The sequence below is a fragment of the Candidatus Dechloromonas phosphoritropha genome (assembly GCA_016722705.1).
GTDB lineage: Bacteria > Pseudomonadota > Gammaproteobacteria > Burkholderiales > Rhodocyclaceae > Azonexus > Azonexus phosphoritrophus.
In genome coordinates this window covers 468660-483933 of record JADKGN010000001.1, presented here as the reverse complement: position 1 = coordinate 483933, position 15274 = coordinate 468660, and the positions used below count along the sequence as shown (strand labels likewise).

General features: G+C 58.1%; 14 protein-coding genes, 1 tRNA gene and 2 pseudogenes. 8 read left to right on the top strand and 9 right to left on the bottom strand.

The window, feature by feature from the left end; all coding sequences use genetic code 11:
* Positions 1-389: 389 nt before the first annotated feature.
* Positions 390-1900, top strand: a protein-coding gene (locus IPP03_02390) for an IS3 family transposase (GenBank protein MBL0351586.1) whose coding sequence is annotated in 2 segments (ribosomal slippage) — positions 390-828 and positions 828-1900 — 1512 coding nt in all. Because the reading frame shifts where the segments join, the coding sequence is not laid out codon by codon here.
* 398 nt (positions 1901-2298) lie between these two features.
* A complete protein-coding gene (locus tag IPP03_02385; protein ID MBL0351585.1) occupies positions 2299-2820 on the top strand; it encodes a hypothetical protein in 522 nt (173 codons plus the stop codon).
* Between the two features lie 353 nt (positions 2821-3173).
* On the opposite strand, the gene IPP03_02380 is transcribed toward IPP03_02385, so the two are convergent.
* The 4 genes and pseudogenes from IPP03_02380 to IPP03_02365 all read right to left on the bottom strand — a co-directional run bounded on the left by IPP03_02380 (position 3174) and on the right by IPP03_02365 (position 4884).
* A complete protein-coding gene (locus IPP03_02380; protein ID MBL0351584.1) occupies positions 3174-3380 on the bottom strand; it encodes a heavy-metal-associated domain-containing protein in 207 nt (68 codons plus the stop codon).
* 294 nt (positions 3381-3674) lie between these two features.
* Positions 3675-4016: pseudogene (locus tag IPP03_02375) on the bottom strand (transposase).
* A complete protein-coding gene (locus tag IPP03_02370; protein MBL0351583.1) occupies positions 3944-4489 on the bottom strand; it encodes a winged helix-turn-helix domain-containing protein in 546 nt (181 codons plus the stop codon). The pseudogene IPP03_02375 and the gene IPP03_02370 overlap by 73 nt, the downstream one beginning before the upstream one ends.
* Positions 4490-4632: 143 nt before the next feature.
* On the bottom strand, positions 4633-4884 hold the full coding sequence (locus IPP03_02365) for a hypothetical protein (protein MBL0351582.1): 252 nt from the start codon (positions 4882-4884) through the stop codon (positions 4633-4635).
* Here IPP03_02365 and IPP03_02360 point away from each other — a divergent pair.
* From IPP03_02360 to IPP03_02345, 4 genes and pseudogenes are all read left to right on the top strand, one after another.
* Entirely contained in the window at positions 4877-5470 is a 594-nt protein-coding gene (locus IPP03_02360) for a transposase (protein MBL0351581.1), read from the top strand. The two genes, IPP03_02365 and IPP03_02360, sit on opposite strands and share 8 nt — an antisense overlap.
* A gap of 1066 nt (positions 5471-6536) precedes the next feature.
* Positions 6537-6911: a DUF3302 domain-containing protein gene (locus tag IPP03_02355; GenBank protein ID MBL0351580.1), complete on the top strand. Its 375-nt coding sequence runs from the start codon at positions 6537-6539 to the stop codon at positions 6909-6911.
* A 12-nt stretch (positions 6912-6923) separates the two neighbouring features.
* Positions 6924-8078: pseudogene (locus IPP03_02350) on the top strand (HlyD family secretion protein).
* Positions 8078-9496, top strand: coding sequence for a TolC family protein (locus IPP03_02345; protein ID MBL0351579.1), 1419 nt, complete (start codon positions 8078-8080; stop codon positions 9494-9496). The pseudogene IPP03_02350 and the gene IPP03_02345 overlap by 1 nt, the downstream one beginning before the upstream one ends.
* A 44-nt stretch (positions 9497-9540) precedes the next feature.
* On the opposite strand, the gene IPP03_02340 is transcribed toward IPP03_02345, so the two are convergent.
* The gene (locus IPP03_02340) at positions 9541-10020 is read right to left on the bottom strand and encodes a DUF2914 domain-containing protein (protein MBL0351578.1); all 480 of its coding nucleotides are present in this window, start codon (positions 10018-10020) and stop codon (positions 9541-9543) included.
* 126 nt (positions 10021-10146) lie between these two features.
* Here IPP03_02340 and IPP03_02335 point away from each other — a divergent pair, with 126 nt between their 5' ends.
* Together IPP03_02335 and IPP03_02330 are read left to right on the top strand one after the other, a co-directional pair.
* On the top strand, positions 10147-11319 hold the full coding sequence (locus IPP03_02335) for a hypothetical protein (GenBank protein MBL0351577.1): 1173 nt from the start codon (positions 10147-10149) through the stop codon (positions 11317-11319).
* Positions 11247-12617: a hypothetical protein gene (locus tag IPP03_02330; protein MBL0351576.1), complete on the top strand. Its 1371-nt coding sequence runs from the start codon at positions 11247-11249 to the stop codon at positions 12615-12617. The genes IPP03_02335 and IPP03_02330 overlap by 73 nt, the downstream gene beginning before the upstream one ends.
* Before the next feature lie 75 nt (positions 12618-12692).
* Here the strand turns inward: IPP03_02330 and IPP03_02325 are convergent, their stop codons facing one another.
* The 4 genes from IPP03_02325 to IPP03_02310 form a co-directional block, all read right to left on the bottom strand.
* Positions 12693-13046 carry a hypothetical protein gene (locus IPP03_02325; GenBank protein ID MBL0351575.1) on the bottom strand — a complete coding sequence of 118 codons (354 nt, stop codon included), beginning with the start codon at positions 13044-13046 and terminating at the stop codon, positions 12693-12695.
* A gap of 688 nt (positions 13047-13734) precedes the next feature.
* A complete protein-coding gene (locus tag IPP03_02320; protein MBL0351574.1) occupies positions 13735-14718 on the bottom strand; it encodes a TIGR00341 family protein in 984 nt (327 codons plus the stop codon).
* A gap of 84 nt (positions 14719-14802) precedes the next feature.
* Positions 14803-15018 carry a YdcH family protein gene (locus IPP03_02315; protein MBL0351573.1) on the bottom strand — a complete coding sequence of 72 codons (216 nt, stop codon included), beginning with the start codon at positions 15016-15018 and terminating at the stop codon, positions 14803-14805.
* A gap of 135 nt (positions 15019-15153) precedes the next feature.
* Positions 15154-15229, bottom strand: a tRNA-Asn gene (locus IPP03_02310).
* Positions 15230-15274 lie beyond the last annotated feature (45 nt).

The following is a 15274-nucleotide window of genomic DNA, read 5'->3' as shown; positions in this document are numbered from 1 at the left end:
GAAGGTCGATATCGGAATGGAGAGCGCCGGACTAAAAGTATGGCGATCCCCGGAATGCAAAAAGCCAACCCCGGGGGATTGGCTAAGTGCAAGATTCACAACAGAAGCTTTTGGCTCCCCGACCAGGGCTCGAACCTGGGACCTACGGATTAACAGTAGGACGATCCCATTTCTTGATGGCACTTAGCGCGAAGAATTGTAACGGGTTTTTCGATGGATTTTCGAGTCGTCGTTGGTCGCCGAACCTATGCCGAACCTGGCTGGGGCGCTATCTTGGTTCTAGGTCAGGAACCCGAATCGGATCAACAGAGTAGGGTGGTTTTCCCCCTACGTCAGAATAGTTGTCGCCTCGATAGAATCTCCCCCTGGGGCGGCGACAAAGGATGGAAATGGCAAGGTATTCAGAGAAGTTCAAAGGTAGAGCGGTAGCACGATTGTTGGCGCCGGAAAATGCAGCAATAGATGTGGTGGCCCGTGAAGTAGGCATTGGTTCGGGAACCCTTGAGCGTTGGCGAGATGACGCGCAGTCCATGCCCGCCCGAGGGCGGGCATGGACTGCGGCGGCGCGCCTGGAGGCGGTGATCGTCACTGCGGCGCTGGACGAAACCAGCAAAAGCGCGTGGTGTCGAGAGCACGGCGTTTATCCGGACGAGCTGATCAAATGGTGGGCCAGCGCCACGACAGCGTTGGCCGAACCGGAAGAAGTCAGAGCCAGCCCGCAAGCAACCCGACAAGACCGCAAACGCATCAAGGAACTCGAACGCGAATTGCTACGCAAGGACCGGGCACTCGCTGAAACCGCTGCCCTGCTGGTTCTCTCAAAAAAAGTCGCGGCGATCTTCAACAAGGGCGATGCCGAATGATCGGCCTTGAAGATCGCCAAGCCTTGGCCCAAGACATCCATACCGCCCATGTCGCCGGTGCTCGGCTCAGGCTTGCCTGCGAGGTAGCCGGCATCGAGTTACGCACCTTGCAACGCTGGAAAGCCATTGAGGGCGGCATCTGCGCAGATCGCCGGCCCTTGTCCATGCGCCCGACGCCCAGGCACGCGCTCAGTGAGGCCGAACGCACGCAGGTGCTTGCCGTGGCCAACGAGCCACGCTTTGCGGCCGTGCCGCCAGCGCGCATGGTGCCGATGCTGGCTGATGAAGGGATTTACCTGGCCAGCGAATCCACCTTCAGCCGAGTGCTGCGTGAGCACGGTCAAACCACCCTCCGAGGACGGGCCAAGGCGCCCAGGCAACAGCGAGTGCCGACCACGCACATTGCCACCGCGCCGCGCCAGGTGTGGTGCTGGGACATGACTTATCTGCCAGGCAAGGTTAAGGGGCACTGGTTTCACCTTTATCTCATCCTCGACCTGTATAGCCGCAAGATTGTCGGCTGGGAGGTGCACGGCAGCGATCACGCCGACCATGCCGCGCATCTGGTGCGCCGTACGGCGCTCGCCGAGGGGATTGCCGCACTCGCGACCAAGCCTGTTCTGCACGGCGACAACAGCTCGACGCTCAAGGCCACGACGGTGCTGGCGATGCTCAACTGGCTGGGAGTCAGGCCCTCGTATTCTCGACCCCGAGTCAGTGATGACAATGCTTACGCGGAATCGCTGTTTCGGACGGCCAAATACCGCCCTGAGTTTCCTGCTAACGGCTTTGCCGAGCTCAACGACGCCAGGACCTGGGCAGTCAGCTTCGTGCACTGGTACAACGTCGAGCATCGGCACAGTGGCATTCGTTATGTCAGCCCAGCCCAGCGCCATGCCGGCGAGGATCTCGCCATTCTCGCGGCCCGACATGCCGTCTATACCTCAGCGCGTGATCTGAACCCGGCGCGCTGGACTGGTCAGACACGAAATTGGACGCCGGTCGGTGTAGTGACCCTCAATCCAGAACGCGATTGAATCGCCAACGCGCATCTGGAAGACAAGCTTATTCCGCCATTGGCTGCATGACCGAGGCGACAACTATCTTGACGCGCGCCGTTTTCTGCCGAACTTTCGCCGAACGCGGGTGGGCTGGAGCGTCGGACTCTTGGGGTGGACGGTGGAGGAAGGGGCATGGCACCGGACTCTTATTCAGCCAATAGTAAGTTTTCTAACAATGCGACCGGCGGTTCGACCCTTAACTGCCTGATGATGTTTGCAAGCGCTATGTCAGCTTTCTCATCTCAAACCTGGCCTCGCGAACACTGTCGTGCACTTTCTGTTATGAAACGATACAAACCGTTCCATAACGCCTACTGCAATAAACCGCAGCCTTCGCGATTATGTCGTTGGAGACATGTCCGGAGGAAATCTTTATGGCAACCCTCAGCAGCTGGCAACAACCTACCATCACAAATTTTCTTCAGGTTTCGCGCTTGCATTTCGGTCTCGGTCATAACCGCACCGGTTATTGGTCTGGCCGGAGACGCGCTTATCGAACCATGGTCAAATCGTTGTTGATTGCCGGCAGCATCGGCGGTCAGTTTGGTGATGTTGCCTATGCTGAACCAGCTGTGATGAGAACCGCCGAAACTCGTACCGAGCGGGAAGCGCCAAATCCTGCATCGGCTGCCCTTGAAGAGTGGCGGAGATCGCCCACGCCTGCCGAAATGCAAGGTGGGCATGCCCATGAGATCCACGAGCAGTTTGTCAGGCGTGCGAGCCGGGTATTTACCGAGGATCAAGTGAGCGCGTGGTCGCGAATCGATCGTGCAGTGTTCAATCACCTGATGTCTCAACTGATTTACCGGCATAACTACAGTGCGATCAGCAATGAAATGCTTCAGGAAGTCCGAACCGAGATGATCAAGGTCGTCAAAGGGCTAACCGACAGCTGAGGGCACCAATCATTTCCCGAACATAGTTTGGATCAGGCTGTTTGCTCGCGTCGGCAACGTAGCTCCTTCCGAGCAGAAAGCGGCAAAGAACATTGGTCCGAGGAGCGGGCCGACAGACTAAAGGGCCGAGCGACCAGTATCTGATAAATTATCTGCCGTTCGGGCAGCTCGATTTTTCGGGGCTGCTAAGGCCGGATGTGGCCGATACCCGCTATAGCCCATGAGCTGCTCTAGTGCTTCTCAGCAGAACGCCATTGCCAAGTCAAACATTTTCGTCATGAAGTTGGCCGCTGCTTGGTATGCATACGGTTCAAAGTGGAAGATCAATGCGCGAATTGTGCAATCTCCAGAATTCAGAAGGACGCCGGGTAACCCGCATCCTCGATCGCTTGCACGATGTCACCTGGATCGATCAGCCGCCCATATTCGACGATGGCTTCGGCTTTCTCCAACGAAACCTCGATATGACCAATGTGAGGCAAGTCCTGAATCGCGTTGGCGACGGTACGCACGCAATCCTCGCCCTCCATACCGCTGATCTTGATGGTGAGTGTGTCCATGAGTCGAGAGTCTAGCCCGAAACTTTCTACTCAGTTGCGCTAATTCCGTTTCTAATTCGTTAATGCATTAACTATCCACGGCCAGTGTACGATTGAGCGGACACGCTGGTGCTCTGATTCAAGGGTTTTGAGGCTCGATTCGAGTTGATCTTCAAGTGCATCGATGCTATCGAAGGCCAGGTTGTGGAAGAACTTCTCGCGCAGTTCATCCCAGAGATGCTCGACCGGGTTGAGTTCAGGGGCATAGGGAGGCAACGGTAGCAGGTGTATGTTTTCGGGTGTTCTGAGTGCTTGGCTGGCATGCCAGCCCGCACCGTCAAGGACCATGACGATCCGATCCATCGGATGGCGTGCCGCCACTTCGTCGAGGAATAGCTGCATGCACGGCGTATTGACGTGCGGCAAGATCAGCGAGTCAAGCTCGCCCGTATCCACATCGACGGCCGCGTAGGCGTAGGTGTATTGGTGGGTGAGCATGGCCCGGCACAACGGTCGAATGGGTTGGGGCGCCCAGGCACGACGCACATCGTTGATGCGCCCGAAGCGCGCTTCGTCCTGAAACATCAGATGGATCGGGGTTCCTTGAGCGAAATCTCTCCGGAGTTCGGCAAGGGTGTCGGGGAGTTTTTTTTCCACGCCTCCTGCGCGGTCGGATCACTTTGCGGATGTCGCTTGTCTGGCGCCAGCTTGCGCCAACCGTTGCGATGCAGCACGTTGTAGGCGGAGGACAGCGCCATCGGGCGTCCCAGCGCTTTCTCCAGGGCCGGCTTGATCTGACTGACGACCAATATACCGCCCTTGGCCGCTTGGTCGAAAAAGGGTTTCAACAGTTCGGCTTCTTGCGCTCGGGTGAAATTCTCCCGGTGGCGTCCGCCTCGTGCAGGTTCCGATTCACCGCCTACCCGATGTCCAGCCAGAAACGCGTTGCGTAATCGTGAGGCCCAACTGAGCGAAACGCCGATCACCGCGGCGGTCTGCTCAAGATTCAAACCGTAGCACAACGGCAGAACAACCGCTTGGGCCTGGCGCAGTTGTTCCACACTCTTGGCTTCTTTGACAATCTTCAGCGCCTCCGCTACCGACCCCTCTCCCTTGAACGGCCTTCCCATGCCACACCTCAGATCTCATTGAGATGCACTTATTATTGCTTAATTGGTGTGGACATGGAATCAGTCATCGACTCGCATTGGCGACCATGATCGCGCACTTGACCACCAGCGCCAACGGAATGATCGCTAGCGCCAGTCCCGGCTTACTTGTAGGCGAACGTAATCGTTGGAACCGTGCGCATATTTGGCTGTTTGGCCAGGAAGTCACTAATAAAAGCCCGCATTTTCTTCTCGCACAGGGCAATCACTGCTTCTTCGCTCGCTATCTCTTTGGCCTGATTCAAGGCAACGGCATGAAGCTGCTCTTCCAAAGCAATGGCCGCCCTCTTTTCATCGATCAGGAGCCCAGTACTCGGGATTTCATGGGAAATAATCTTCACGGCCGGGGTGGCCACGATTTCCGGCTTGTGCAGGGTGGGGGCGACGCGGCACGAGCGCACGGACGAACGGGCCGGCTATCGCAACGGCTACCGGCCACGCACCCTTTACACGCGGGTTGGGCCGGTGACGCTGCTGGTGCCGCAGACGCGGGACGGCAGCTTTTCGACGGACACCCGCCACCGCGCCGAGGTGGCAGCTGCCGTCAAGCTCGTGCTGCAGGCGCCCGATTTGGTCGAGGCCAAGCGCCGCCTGGCGGAATTCACCGAGCGCTTCGCCAAGAGCGCCCCCAAAGCGGTGGCCTGCCTCGAAGCAGGATTCGAGGATGCCATGGCGGTAATGGTCTTGCCCGAGAAGTATCGCAAGCGGCTACGCACAACGAACATGCAGGAGCGGCTCAACGAGGAAATTCGCCGGCGGGAGCGCGTGATCCGCATCTTCCCCAACGACGAGTCAGCCTTGCGCCTGATCGGCGCTCTGCTGGCCGAACAGAACGAGGCTTGGCAGGAACGGAAGTACCTCGACATGGATGAATTCAAGGAGTGGGCGGCTTCCCGCGCCGCAGCTAGCGAGGGCAACAACGTTGTTGCCCTCGCTAGCTGAAAACCATTCGTCATTCATCGGATCGAAGAGTATTTACAGCAGATTTTGGACTTGACTCCGACCGAGTACTCGACCGCATACTTCACAATGATCGTCGCATCCGACTTGAAACCCAATTTCGATTTCTGGATGTGCTCGACATACGTGTAGTCCCTATCAACCTTGGCAGCCAGGAACTTCATCTGCTCCGAGATCGCTGTCTTGGTGACCACGAGGTAGTCGGTGAATCGCGTATATTCGTCGCCACGAAATTAGGCCAAGTCTCGGTAGAAAATGAGGAGGCCTGCACCAAACAGCCTTCCTTCAGACAGGCGAACCACCAGTGTTCAATCGGGCCCAGGCTCTGTAACTTTTGCGCCAACAGTTCCTTGGTGTTCGGCTTCTGCCTCACGTTAAACCCTGAGCTGCAGCAACCTCCGCAGGTTGAACGACCTCGAACGTTTCCTGGGGCTGGTTTTCCCACCCGAACGTGATGGGACTGTTGCATTGCTTGGCACATCCGTTACAGCCAGCGGGATTCGATTTTTGAAATTGGGCACATGTCGTAGGCGGCACCTTCATCCGGTACTTGAGCTTTTTTGCCGTCTCTTCCCCGTCGTAGCTGGAATGGCAATCCTCTCAACTTAGTCCATAGTCATACGGCGGGTTTGTAAGCAAAGGACAGGTGAGGCTTTCGCTGGTTTGGCCGAGGTCGAGCACGATCAGGGATAAATTTCTGAAGGTTTTTGACGATTTCCGAGAAGATTTCCTTGGTAACTCGGGTGGTGATTTGCTGCACACCCGCCAAGACTCGGGGCAAGATACGACGTACGGTATTGAAGGCCATCGTCCGATTCACTCGCCATGGCGAATCGCTGGGCAGCCGCTCTTCCGCAGCCAGGTAGGTGGCCAGGGCATTGAGATTGTCACACACCATCTTGGCCCCAACATCCTGGCAGGCGGCCAGCCAAGTCAGGCCGGACGTGTGCTCCAGATTGAGCCGGTGTTTGATGCGCTTGAACGCCTCCTCGATACGCCAACGGCTGTGATAAAGGGCTGAGAAGCTTGTGGCCGGATACCGCGCGGTATCAAGCAAGGAGGTCATCAAGACCCGTACCTGACGTTCGCCACGCTGTTCCTGGCCGGCATTGCCGTTGTCGCCTGCTGGGTCTGGCTCGCTGGCTTGCCTGGCAGAATTGCCATTGCCCGTAAGCATCCTGACGCCGAAGCAGTGAATCTGCTGGGTTGGGCAGGACTCCTGCCGACGATTTACCCATGGGTTCAAGCGTTCATCTGGGCCTTCAAACCAGCCGATATTGTCGACATCCGGCGTTTCCCGCGCGAGGAAGCACGGGCCATCTATCAGGAAATTGACCGCTTGGAAGGTGGCGCTGATGCCAAAAACCCCCGCCTGGGAGGCGACCCGGGCAAGGCAGCGCCGACCGCCGCCACGAGTTCCTGAGGGCCCCGCACAATGCTCGCAGGATTTGTTCTCCTTTTCGGCTATGTGGTTCTGTGCTGGCTGACATTCTTCAAGTTCAAGTAGTTGAAATTCAGCATCGCCTGGGGGGTCGTCTCCGCACTCGTCGGACTGCACCTGCTGATCATTTTCATGATCGGCCTGCGCTTTTCGACACCCTATGCCACGCAAGGCAAGATGATCCAGCACACGATACAACTGACGCTGCGCCTGTCAGAGCCCACGCTGGTAACCGACGTTCTGGTCAAGCCGAATGTTCATGTCGCCATGGGGACGCCGCTCATACAGTTCGATCGTCGCCCCTACGAATATAAACTCGCCCAACTTGAGGCCCAACTGGCGGGCGCCAAGCAGAATGTCCTTGTCCTCAAGGCCGATCTGGCTTCTGCCACGCAGCAGGTCGTCAAACTCAGGAGCGAACTCAAGTTCTCGAAATATCAGCTCCAGCTTTCGACCAACCTCGCCAAGAAAGGCGCCGGACCCGAGGAGGATGCCCAGAAATGGAAGGCGCAGGTGGCTGCAAACGAGGCCGGAATTCTCGAAGCGCTAGCCAAGGAACAGCGTGCCAAGTTGCAGTACAGTGCAGAAATCAACGGCGTCAATACGACGGTTGCGGCAATCCAGGCCGAAGTCGATCAGGCGCGCTACTACCTGGACAACACCTTGATGGTAGCCCCGGAAGACGGATACATCATGAACCTGCAGGTTCGTCCGGGCATGGTGGCCGGCGATGTCCGATTCGGTGCCATCGCTTCATTCATTGCCGATGCGGACCGTTACATTCTTGCCAACTTTTTTCAGGAGAACCTGAAGTTCGTCCAGCCCGGGCAATCGGCGGAGGTCGCCCTTGACCTTTACCCTGGCCAGATCTGGGCCGGCAAGGTCGAGGCCATCTGGCAAGGCAGCGGTGCCGGGCAACTCCTGCCGAGCGGTGTGCTGCCCAATTTCAGCTACGTTCCCAGCGAAGTGCCCCAAGGACAGTTTGCCGTCGCCATCCGGCTCGACGATGAGGATCAGAGCCGGTTCCCGATCGGCACCCAGGGGCGTGCCACCATTTATACCAATCCGGACAGCGGCTTCGTGGTGCTGCGCAAGATCGGCATACGAGCCTACACATGGTTCAACTGGATCTACCCGTTCTCCGGCTGATGTCCTCTCGAATCATCGCCGCCACATTCGCCACGTCGCTCCTGGCTGGATGTGCACTGACTCCCCTGCCGACCCATCAGACGATTGTGGACGACGCGTTGCCGAAGATGACGCTTATCCCGAGCAACTGGAGCGCTGACCGGCAAGCTGCGCAGGTGGCGGACGACTGGCTAAACTCATTCAATGACCCGGTACTTGATGCACTCGTGGCGGAAGCGATTGCCAACAACCTTGATCTTCGCCAAGCGGCCGAGAAGGTTGCCATCGCCCGGCAGGTCGTAATCATCGCCGGGGCCAGCCTCCAGCCACACGTAGGCGCAGCGCTCGGCGGACGCAAGACCCGCGATGCCGATCAGGACAGCGCCTTCGATAGTTCATCGGTATCCGCCAGTATCGGCTGGGAACTCGACGTCTGGGGACGCGTCCGGGCTCAGCGTTCGGCTGCTGAATCCGAAGCTGAAGCGGTGGCATTGGATTATGCTTATGCACGACAATCGCTCGCTGCCACAACGGCCAAGCTCTGGTACCTGGCCTCCACGGCGCGCCAATTGCTTGCTGTGGAAGAACAAGCCGTAGCCGTCTATGACCGCCAACTCAGTTTGGTCAAGACAAGGCGATCAGCCGGCAAAGAAAGCAATCTTGACGTGGTCGAAACACAAGCCAAGCTTGCCGAAGCAGGTTCTGAACTTGAAAGTGCGCGTCAGATATATGGCGAGACGCAGCGTGCCCTCGAACTGCTGCTCGGACGTTATCCTGCTGCCGAGATCGAAGCCTCGCCCGGGTTTGGTGCGCTTCCACCGGCCCCCGGGGCCGGCATCGCCGGTGCGCTGCTCGAGCGACGGCCCGACATCATCGCCGCGGAACGGATGGTGCTGGCCAGTTTCCGTCTCCAGGAATCGGCGGAACTGGCGCTGCTGCCAGCGTTCTCCTTCTCATTGACGGGTGGGCGCATTGACAGCGGGATTCTCTCGCTGCTGCGCCTGAACCCCTGGCTTGCATCAGCCGCCATCGGTGTCTCGATACCAATCTATGAGGGTGGCGCGCTGAATGCCAAGGTCGCGATTGCGACCGCGCAGCAGGCCAAGGCCGTCGCCAAGTACGGCGCGGTAGCCCTGGCTGCCTTTGCCGAAGTCGAGAATGGCCTGGCGAATGAGGAACTCCTGGCCAAACGTATTCCCTTGATCGACGAGGCGCTGCGCAATCAGACGGAGGCATTGCAGATTGCGACGATCCAGTACGTCGCGGGGCGCCGCGACTTGCTTTGGGTGTCAAATATCCAGACCGGACAACTTGGCTATGAGGCGCTTGGCATCAAACTGCGCGGTGCCCAGCAAACTAACCGGATTCAGTTGCTACTGGTGCTGGGTGGGGCTTTCAACAAGGTGCCGCCGCAGCCGGTTTCGATGAAAAAGGAATAACCTGCCTGCGCGTCCCAAGCTGCAATAGCCGGGCCACAAGCCGGTCAGTTCGGGTTGTAGGCGAAGTTCGAGCGGTTGAGCACCTTGCCATCCTTGTCGACCACCTCGACTGTCCAGTCTCCGGTCCAGTCAGGTTGCATCTCCGATTTGCTCCAGGCGGCCTGGCGCGGGCGCGTGACTTCGATCGGCACCTCCTGCATCACCTTGCCTTCCAGGCTCCACCGGTGGCGAACTGTCTGCCCCTTGAGGTCGAGCAACTCGCTGTAAAAATACACGACTGGCGTATTGCTCAAAAATCCCTGCCGATAATCGATAGGCGCGCCGTCGCTGATGCCTGAAGTGAAGGTCGCATTGTTCACCGAGCCGTCCGCTGCGCACGCGCCGGTCATTGGCAGCGAAATGGCCAGGGCCAGGGCAGGCAAAACAAACAGTTTGTTCTTGATCATGATTCGGGCCTGATGTTGAGTTGAAGAGAAATGCGATATTTGATTATCAACCAAGATTGAGCGGCAAACGTCAGTCATCCTGCCGAAATTCTCCGCGCAGCATGTAATTTGACTGGCTTCCATACGGGCACATGAGCGTACTTGCAAAACTGGACGGTATCAATAGACTATTAGAAATGACCCCTCACAGGAAAAACTCGCAAGATGACATTCATTGACCGCCCCGTGCTTGCCGCCTGCCTGCTTGGCGTAGCGATTCTTGGTCCGCTGGGCTGTACCAGCCAGAATACCGGTCCAGGAAGCCTTGGTATGGATGACTCGATGCAACCACTTGCCATCGATCCACAACTCACCGGGGTGGCTACGGATGGCGCGCAAGGCATCCTGACGCAGTCACAAATGGATCCCTGGCCACGGCAGGTAGCACTGACCAATGCCTCGGCGGGAATCTACCTGCCCCAGGTCAATAGCTGGACAGGCAACATGCTGAGTTTTCGTGCGGCAGTCTCGGTCAGGGCAACTGGGGCAAAGGACGAAATCTTCGGCGTAATCACCGGGAGTGCGCGTACCGACGTCGATGGCGTGACGCGCACTGTCGCCCTGAATGATCTCGTCCTGACGCAAGCGAAGTTCCCGACTCTGGCGGACAACGGGCTCGGCTACCTGAGCCAGTTGCGCGAACAACTGCAGGCTGTAATGGCAACCATGTCGCTGGACCTGCTCGCCGGCCAGCTGGCTGCCTCGCAGACGGTGAAGCCGAAGACCGTCGCGGTCAACAACCAGCCACCAAAGGTCGTCATCAGCTACTCCCCGGCAATTCTGGTTCCCATCGACGGTGCACCAAGCATCAAGCCCGTTCCTGATACCCACTTCGAGCGCGTCATCAATACCCAGGCACTGATCGCCCGAACCGGGCTTGACCAAACCTGGTACATGCATGTCTTCGACGGCTGGATGTCGGCACCGTCGCTTGACGGCCCCTGGGTAGTTTCCCCGAATGCGCCGCCTGGGCTGGATGATCTTGCGAGCAGCCTGGTCAAGAAAGGCAGCATCGACCTGCTCGACGGCGGGCCACAGGCAACGCCCAAGCCATCGCTGGCCGCCGGTGCGCCAACCATCTATGTGACGCAGATCCCGGCCGAACTGATCGCCTTCAAGGGGCGGCCGAACTTTGTTCCGGTGACCGGAACCGGGTTGCTCTGGGCCGACAACACGACCGCCGACGTATTGGTCAATACGGCCAGCAATGACTACTACACACTTCTCTCTGGCCGCTGGTACCGTGCCGGCGCTTTGAGCGGGCCGTGGCGTTCACGCCGGCGAACAGCCTGCCTGCCGACTTCGCGCGAATCCCCAAGACGGCGCCCGCCGGCGTGATCCTGGCCTCGGTCGCCGGAACGCCGCAGGCACAGGAGGCATTGATCGCCAATTCGATCCCTCAAACAGCGGCCGTTCCACTCGTCAATGGACCAACATTCACACCGGTCTTCGATGGTGCACCGACATACCGGGCGATCGCTGGAACGCCCCTGAGCTATGTCGCCAATGCGCAGCAACCTATCATTCAGGTCAGCCCGACCAGCTACTATGGCCTTGAGGCCGGGGTATGGTTTGCCGCGCAGAACATTACGGGACCGTGGTTTGTCGCGACGACCGTGCCGCCGGTAATCTATAGCATCCCCGCGAGTTCGCCCCTGCATTATGTGACCTATGTACAGGTGTATGGTGCCAGCACCGAGGTTGTCTATGTCGGTTATACGCCCGGCTATCTGGGCACTGTCGTCGCGCCTGATGGCGTCGTGGTCTATGGGACGGGTTACACCTACACACCCTGGATTGGCTCCGCATGGTATGCCGCGCCCTACACGTGGGGACTGGCCGCCGCCCCGATCTACAACCCTTATGTCGGCTACGCCTTCGGCTTCGGGCTGGGTTTGACCACTGCAGCCTGGGCTACCCATTACTGGGGCGGCGCCTATTACCATCCTGGATACTGGGGCTATCCGTGTTGCGGATCGACCAGCGCCAGCATCTATGGGCACTGGGGCAACACGGTCTACTCTGGCACACGGAACTGGTACTCAGATTCCAATGGCAAGTTTGGCACCTCTGCGGCAGGAGGCTATGCCAACCAGCGCACGGGAACAACCGGGGCCTACGCCGGCGGGCGGAGCTACAACCCGGAAACCGGTCAGGCCCAGCGCGGGTACGACCGGACCTTCAATGCGGTTGGTGGCACCAGCGGCAACGTGGCACGTGGCGGATCGTACAATACCTATACCGGGCAACGCTCCTACGCTTCGAGCGCCTCGGCCACCGGGCCGGGCGGCAGTTCAATCAGCAAGACTGCCGGGGCTACCGCAGGCCCGGATGGCATTGGTGCCCAGCACACCGTGACTGGCTACGACGCGCGGACGGGGCAGACCAAGAGCTATACCTCAAGCGGCCTGTTCGGCAACCATTACGCCGGTGCCGACGGCAATGTCTACCGGAACTCCGGCAGCGGCTGGCAGCAACATGGCGCCGGAGGCTGGGGGTCCGCAGCTGGGGATACTTCGTGGGCCGATCGCGAACAGCAGGCGCGCAGCGGTTTCGATACCCGTGCGGGCAGTTGGGGTGGCGAAGACCGCTTCGGTGGCGGGGGGTTTGGCGGTCGCTTCGGCGGACGGCGCTAGGACCTCGCCTTATGGTCCTGTTGTTGGCATCACCACCTCTCTGCTAATCCGGCAGAGGGGTGGCGTACACGATTCTTACTTCAGGCCACTCACGCACTTCATTGCTTTGTCCAGCTTATCCTTCAATACTGCACCGTCTCCCTGAGGGATCTTCTGGGCATTCATCGCCCCATTCAGGCTCTGCTCGTAGGCCTTGAGTTCCTTCAGGGCCTGCGTAGAACCGTTTTTCTGCATCAAGGATGTATTGGCGGCACTGAGATGCTTGGTCATTTCGGCTTCCGTGGCCGAGTCATAGTTGGCACGCCCCTTGACCGAGATTTCGTCTATGGCCCGCTGACAATCCTCAGGAGTAGATGCCCATGACGTTGAAGACAAGGCAGCAAGAAGAACTGCCGATACAAACGTGCACTTGCTGAAAATGCGCTTCATATTTGGCTCCTAGGAGCCTGTCGGACTTAGGAAACGCACGACCGCTACGGAGATTTTCAGAGGTGCTTTGGCCGAAAGCGCGTTCGAAACTGTTGTAAAACTGAAAATTCCGCCTAATTTCTGAGCGTAAATCCCATTTGACATGGTTTTCCGAGAAAGCCCGACAGGCTGCTAGAAAGAACGCACTGCAAAGAGATTTTCTGCTAACTAAAGTCACTGAAAATGCAACAGTGACTCAACGTAGCCCATTCAGAATTTGTGGGAAATTCCTTGATGAGAATCATGCTGGCCAACGACCTGTTCGCTGGCGCCGTCAAACCAGTGGCGAATGGCTGCTTGCTTGCAGAAAGCTGCCCCATAACAAATTCAAGGTCGATTTCCGCTTTGGGTCGATAGCGCCAGTTCAGGTTTGATGTTGGCGGGCCGATCGGCTTTCATTTGACCTCTGGAGCATTGGCGAGGAAGTCAGCCCAAAATGACGAAAGCCCCGCATCAGGGGAGGAGTGCGAGGCTTTCAGGGGGTCCGAATTGGGAGGGGGAGAGGTGGGCCGCCAACGCTGTTGGGGGTTCAGCGCATGAGTTCAAGATACCGGCCAACTCTCCGCAACTCAAGTAACGGCTTGCAACAGGGTGTGTCGAGATGTGTGTCTGGAGTAGCCAGTACTCGGGCTGTCGCTATATGTGAACCTTACATCGATACCGCCCGCCGCGAATAAATGACCAAGAGAAGAATTGTCAGCGTCACCAGCCATCCGGCGATATAGATCACCATGGCGCGTTGGGCCTTTTCTTTTTCCAGCCAGGTTCGCGGACGGACACCCTTGATGAAAAAGACCAGTTTGCTGGCCAGATTGACACACACCACATTGACTGCCAGCAGCAGGCCGGCACCGGCTGCAAAACCATAATTGCCTTGCCCCAAGGCAATACCCAGTGCGGCGGCCGGTGGCAGCAGTGCCACTGCGACCATCACCCCGACCAGTGCGCTCGATTGGCGAGCGGTCAGTGACAAGGCGGCTGCCGCACCCGAGGCCAGCGCCAGCACCACGGAATCCAGTCCGGCATTGGTGCGTGACATAAATTCGCTGCTCGACAGATTAAACGCCCAGAGCTTTCCAATCAGGGCCGAGATAAGTACGGCCAGCGCGACGCCAGTGAGTAGTGCTATGACCGACCTACGCATCAAGCTCACATCGCCCAGAGCAGTGCCAAGACTCAGGGCGAGGTTGGGGCCCAGAAGCGGCGCAATGACCATCGCGCCGATCACTACGGCGACATTGTTTTCGACGAGCCCAATGGCGGCCACGACCGTCGACAAGGCGATGAACACCAGATAGTTCAGGTCAAGCTGACTGCTTTTTTCGACCTCGGCGTAGAGTTCCTCGCGTGCCGCAATGGCAGCATCTTCCAGTTTGCGCTTTTCGTCCTTGGGTTTTGGCAGGGTGGTTTCGACCGCCAGCACGACGATACGGGCAGAGTGCTGGGCGCCCAGGAGATTTTGAAGGTTGTCGAGCAGCGACTGGATTTTGTCGTCGCTGACCAGTATCCGCATCGAGCGCATGCCTTCGTCGTCGACGGCGCCCAGCCGAAAATCTGGCGTCTTGGATTTGTCGGCCAAGGCTCGGATGTTGTCCGTACTGCTCGCGTCAGCGACTACTTCAACATATTTCATGGTCGTTCTCGCTTAAAGCAATGAGCCTTGAATTTACCAAGGCTTGCAACAGGCTGTGTCGAAATGTGTGTGTCGAGGGTACGCTCAGACTGCCGCCATGCGCAGTATCTGGTAGATCTCGTCCTTGAGTGCCAGCTTTTCTTTCTTCAGCACTTCGATGACAAGGTGCGTGGCCGGCTCGATGCCCAATTCCATGTTTTTGATTCGCTGGTCGAGTTCTATGTGCTTCTCGAAGAGATTCAGGAAATGATGGTCGGTGGTCTTGAGATGGGTAATCAGGTCACGGTATTCGGGGAACATGGTGTTTTCTAGATGAAGGTCGATATCGGAATGGAGAGCGCCGGACTAAAAGTATGGCGATCCCCGGAATCCCCCGGAATGCAAAAAGCCAACCCCGTGGGATTGGCTAAGTGCAAGATTCACAACAGAAGCTTTTGGCTCCCCGACCAGGGCTCGAACCTGGGACCTACGGATTAACAGTCCGGCGCTCTACCAACTGAGCTATCGAGGAATTGAGGTGCGCATGTTAGTCAGCAAATGCAGTCCAGTCAAGGGA